General features: G+C 56.2%; 4 protein-coding genes. 1 reads left to right on the forward strand and 3 read right to left on the reverse strand.

The window, feature by feature from the left end; genetic code table 11:
- Nucleotides 1–157: 157 nt before the first annotated feature.
- Nucleotides 158–1,003, forward strand: coding sequence for an alpha/beta hydrolase (locus K5905_RS29640; protein WP_297591211.1), 846 nt, complete (start codon nt 158–160; stop codon nt 1,001–1,003).
- 50 nt (nt 1,004–1,053) lie between these two features.
- Here K5905_RS29640 and K5905_RS29645 read toward each other — a convergent pair whose 3' ends face one another.
- From K5905_RS29645 to K5905_RS29655, 3 genes are all read right to left on the reverse strand, one after another.
- Nucleotides 1,054–1,824, reverse strand: coding sequence for an SDR family oxidoreductase (locus tag K5905_RS29645; RefSeq protein ID WP_297591213.1), 771 nt, complete (start codon nt 1,822–1,824; stop codon nt 1,054–1,056).
- A 2-nt stretch (nt 1,825–1,826) separates the two neighbouring features.
- Nucleotides 1,827–2,855 carry an alcohol dehydrogenase catalytic domain-containing protein gene (locus K5905_RS29650; protein WP_297591215.1) on the reverse strand — a complete coding sequence of 343 codons (1,029 nt, stop codon included), beginning with the start codon at nt 2,853–2,855 and terminating at the stop codon, nt 1,827–1,829.
- A gap of 8 nt (nt 2,856–2,863) precedes the next feature.
- A partial coding sequence (locus K5905_RS29655; RefSeq protein WP_297591218.1) for a mandelate racemase/muconate lactonizing enzyme family protein occupies nt 2,864–3,754 on the reverse strand: 891 nt, incomplete at its 5' end.

Consider the following 3,754-nt stretch of genomic DNA (forward strand, 5'->3'; position numbering starts at 1 on the left):
GGCCTGACTTCACCGACCCCACCCTGACGGGGGCCTTACTCCACCGTTCCCACCTTGAAGACCCCGCCAATGGCTTCCCGGCGGGGTCTTTTTTGCCTGGTCGACAGCACTTTCCATAGCGCGGAACGGGTGATCGTGTTCTATTGCAATCATGGAGATGCAAAGACGATCGCTTCGGATCGAAGACGGCACGGAACTCAGCTATCTTGAAGGCGGACGCGGAACGCCGCTCCTGATGGTGCATGGATGGTCACAATCAGCCCATGGCTTCGCCGGCCAGTTCGAGGCGTTCAGCCAAAATCGCAGAGTAATTGCGCTGGACTGGCGCGGGCATGGACACTCCTCAAAACCCGAAACAGGTTACAGGATCTGCCGATTTGCCAAAGATCTGTTCGAGTTTATCAAGCGTCTTGAAATTGCAGAATTCGACATTCTTTGCCATTCGCTCGGAACTTCGGCTTTCTGGGCGTATCTGACGATGTTCGGGATCGACAGGGCCCCCAGAAAACTGGTGTTTGTCGATGAACCGGCCGCACTCCTTGCCAGACCGAACTGGAATGAGCAGACCCGTCGCGACGCCGGCGCGATCATCGGTTCGTTCGAAATGCTCTCGCAGTTCACGGACAACGTTCGCAAGAGTGGTACGGTGCAGGCGCATATGGAAATCATGCGGCCGATGTTTACGTCCGCCTATCCGGAGGAAAACCTTCGTCTGGTTGCTGAAGACAATTTACAACTGCCCCGCCACCATGCAGCAACACTCCTGGAAGACAATTGTCTTCAGGACTGGCGGAACACAATTGGCCAAATCCGGAACAACGTTCTCGTGGTTGCCGCCGAGGCCAGCCCCCATCCTTTGCAATCCCAAGAGTGGATTGCCCACCAGATACCCGGAGCACAGTTGGAAGTGATTTCGGAACAGGAAGGCGGCAGCCATTTCATGTTCATGGAAAACCCGGCCCGTTTCAATGCGCCGGTTGTCAAATTTCTCGGCGAAGGCTGACAGGCACCGATACTTTCGGTGCCTTGGTCTCAATCACAGGAGACCCGGAGTTACCGACCCATCCAGCCGCCATCGACGGTCATGATCGTTCCATGCATATAGTCGGACGCATCCGAGGCCAGAAAGACCGCCGGACCGGCGAAGTCTGTGGCCTTCCCCCAGCGCCCTGCCGGAATTCTCTCCAGAATGGACTTGGACCGTTCAGGGTCGTTCCTCAAAGCCTCGGTATTGTCAGTCGCAATGTAACCCGGTGCGATTGCATTCACATTGACGCCCTTGGCAGCCCATTCATTGGCAAAAGCCTTGGTCAACTGGCCAATCCCCCCTTTGGACGCCGCGTACCCGGGAACCGTTATTCCACCCTGGAACGTGAGCAGCGAGGCGGTAAAGATGATCTTGCCAGCGCCTCGCGCCACCATGCCCATGCCGATCTCGCGGGTCAGAATGAACTGGGAGGACAGGTTGACCTCGATGACTTCATCCCAGATGTCGTCACCGTGACCCTGAAGCGGTGCACGTTTGATGGTTCCGGCGTTGTTCACGAGGATATTGATCGCCGGATGGTTTTGCTTGACGGTCGAAATGAACGACTTCAGCGCATCGCGGTTAGAGAAGTCGCATTGGTAGCCATGGAAGGATCGTCCAATCGCCGTGACTTCTCTTTCCAGGTCGCTTCCGGAGGCTTCCAGAGTTGCGCTGACGCCGATGATGTCTGCACCGGCTTCCGCCAGGGCGACTGCCATCGCCTTGCCGATACCGCGCTTTGCACCTGTTACGAGAGCCGTTTTTCCGGCAAGGCCGAAGCTTTCTAAAACACTCATTCTCAATCTCTGACTATCTTGATCATGGATTTGATTGCGCTTGGATTTCCGGTCAACGCCTCAAAGGCTTCCTGTATATCTGCAAGCGGCTTGATGTCGGTGATGAATGAGGAACAATCGACCACGCCGGCGTCCAATAACCGCATGGCTTCATCATAATCTTCCGGCCGGTAAACCCGAGCGCCGAACAGCTCCAGTTCGCGCCAGAAGAACCGGAAAAGATCCACTGCCGGTTTGGTCGCATGAATGGCCACCATGACTATCCGACCACGCGTCGCTGCGGCTTCTGTCATCAGGTCCACGCCGGGCTGGGTACCAGACACTTCGAAGACCACATCCGCCCCTTTGTTGTCTGTCAGCTTATTGGTCTGTTCGACCGGATCGACCGTTTTGGGGTTGATTGTTGTGAACCCTAGTTTTTGCGCATAATTCAGCCGGTTTTCGCTGATTTCACTGATAATCACATGGCCACCCGCTTCACGCGCAACCAGGGCAACAAGCAAACCGATCGGGCCACCGCCGATAACCAACACCGTTTCGCCCGCTTTCACCTGCGCCCGTTTGACATCATGACAGGCAACCGCCAGCGGTTCGATCAGTGCGGCATGGGCCAGATCCATCCCTTCAGGCAGAGCATGTAGAGTGTGGGCCGGAACATTCCAAAGTTCCTGGAAGGCCCCCTCGGTATCGATCCCAATGAATTTCAGATTATGGCAAATGTGTTTGTGTCCCGCCTTGCAGGCCGGACATTCACCGCAGTGGTCAAGCGGACGTACAACCACCTTTTGGCCTACCTCAAAACCGGTTACGCCGTCCCCCAAGGCGGAGACCGTCCCCGACATTTCGTGGCCGATGGTTCTTTCGAACCCGACCCGCTTGTCCATATGCCCCAGGAAAATATGCAGATCGGTTCCGCAAATGCCGCAATAGGCGACCTGGATCTGCACCTGACCGGGTGCCGGATCCGATACCTCTTTTTGCTCAAGAGTAAATGTTCTATCGCCGCGATACACGGCTGCATGACTGATCATTTCGGCCTCTAAAATGAGAGAATCTTGTAGGGTTCGAGACGCGGCCAGTCGAAAGCAACACCCGTACCGGGGGTTTCCGGCGCAACGGCGAGATGGTCTTCCACATGCAACGGGCGCTTTGTGTACTGGTCGATCGGGAAGGAGTGGACTTCGATCCAGCCGGCATTCACCTGACCGGACACAAGACTGACGTGGAGTTCCTGCATTCCGTGACTGCAGACCGGCACATTATGTTGCCTGGACAGGTCAGCGACCTGCAAAAATCCGGTCACGCCGCCGCAGTTCGAAGCATCCGGCTGAATGAAGCTCAACTTCGCCTGGTCGAATGCATACTCAAATTCGTGGATCGTATGCAGGTTCTCGCCCATGGCGAGCGGAAAGCCGGTCGCATCGACGATTTCGCCATAGCCTTTGTAGTCGTCGGGAATAGCGGGCTCTTCGAACCACAGAAGATTGAAGGGTTCGAATGCCCTGGCTGCCTGGATCGCCTCGGCGACCGACATGGAATAATTCGCATCGACCATGAAGGCGACATTCGGACCGATAAGCTCTCGCACAGCGGCAATGCGGGCGACATCTTCTGCCAGTGTCGGCTGACCGATCTTGATCTTGACGCCGTTGAAGCCCCGGTCAAGATATCCCTGAATGCTCTCCAGGAGCTTTGGCAGAGGAAAGTTCAGGTCTATGCCACCGCAATAGGCCTTGCACCGGTTGTCTGCCCCTCCGGCCAGTTTCCAAAGCGGCCAACCGCGCCGTTTGCCCCGAATGTCCCAAAGGGCAATATCGAGCGCAGAGATCGCAAAGGAGGCAATGCCTCCTCTGGCAACGTAATGGACGTGCCACTGCATGCCGTCATAGAGATCCTCAACCCGGCTGGCATCCTGCCCTTTGAGAAAGGG

This window comes from Roseibium sp. (assembly GCF_025698965.1).
Taxonomy (GTDB): Bacteria; Pseudomonadota; Alphaproteobacteria; order Rhizobiales; family Stappiaceae; genus Roseibium.

Coding starts and splice junctions, on each gene's coding strand:
- K5905_RS29640 (WP_297591211.1), top strand. CDS start 158: ATGCAAAGACGATCGCTTCGGATCGAAGACGGCACGGAACTCAGCTAT.
- K5905_RS29645 (WP_297591213.1), bottom strand. CDS start 1,824: ATGAGTGTTTTAGAAAGCTTCGGCCTTGCCGGAAAAACGGCTCTCGTA.
- K5905_RS29650 (WP_297591215.1), bottom strand. CDS start 2,855: ATGATCAGTCATGCAGCCGTGTATCGCGGCGATAGAACATTTACTCTT.